This window comes from Tamlana crocina (assembly GCF_012037625.1).
Map to the genome: position 1 here is coordinate 1 of NZ_JAAVJS010000072.1, position 681 is coordinate 681.

Here is a 681-nt window from a genome sequence, read left to right on the forward strand (position 1 = left end):
TCACCCTGATAATTTTTTGAAGCATTGATACCTCCCTGTGCGGCGATCGAGTGCGCACGACGCGGAGAATCCTGATAACAAAATGTTTTTACGTTATACCCCAGTTCCGCAAGAGTGGCGGCGGCACTTCCGCCTGCCAAACCGGTCCCTACCATGATAATATCAATATTACGCTTGTTGGCAGGGTTAACCAGATTTATATTGTTTTTATATGTATTCCACTTATGTTCCAGTGGACCTTGTGGTATTTTTGAATCTAAAACTGACATAATCCTTCCCTTTTAAACTTGATTAAAGTAATGATAAACGGCAATAAAAATAAATCCTAACGGAATTAAAATTGAAAAGGCTACCGTTGCCCCTCTCATTCCCTTGTAGAATTTTTCGTGCCATCCCACAGACTGGAAAGAGGACGAAAAACCGTGCAACAGGTGAAGGCTAAGGAAGATGAAAGAAATTACATATAACGCAGTTCTCACAGGATCTGTGAATTTCGCTACAGTTTCAGCATAATACCTGGTTGGATCTTCCGGATGCACCTGTATGTATTTGTGAACGATCTCCGGAAACCAGAAATCATAAAAATGCAGTACCAGGAAAGCAAGAACTACCAGTCCCGTCCATATCATATTTCTGGACATCCAGCTTGAGTTGGCGCTTCCGTTAAAACGCACATAGCTA

The 681-nt window shown here is 41.9% G+C and carries 2 protein-coding genes; both read right to left on the minus strand.

The genetic code is table 11. The annotated features are described in order from the left end of the window. The coding region (locus HC176_RS15665) for an FAD-binding protein (protein ID WP_167919920.1) at positions 1-269 on the minus strand (269 nt) is incomplete at its 3' end. 12 nt (positions 270-281) lie between these two features. Then, positions 282-681 (minus strand): succinate dehydrogenase/fumarate reductase transmembrane subunit (locus tag HC176_RS19655; RefSeq protein WP_483414752.1); only part of this gene is annotated, 400 nt, incomplete at its 5' end.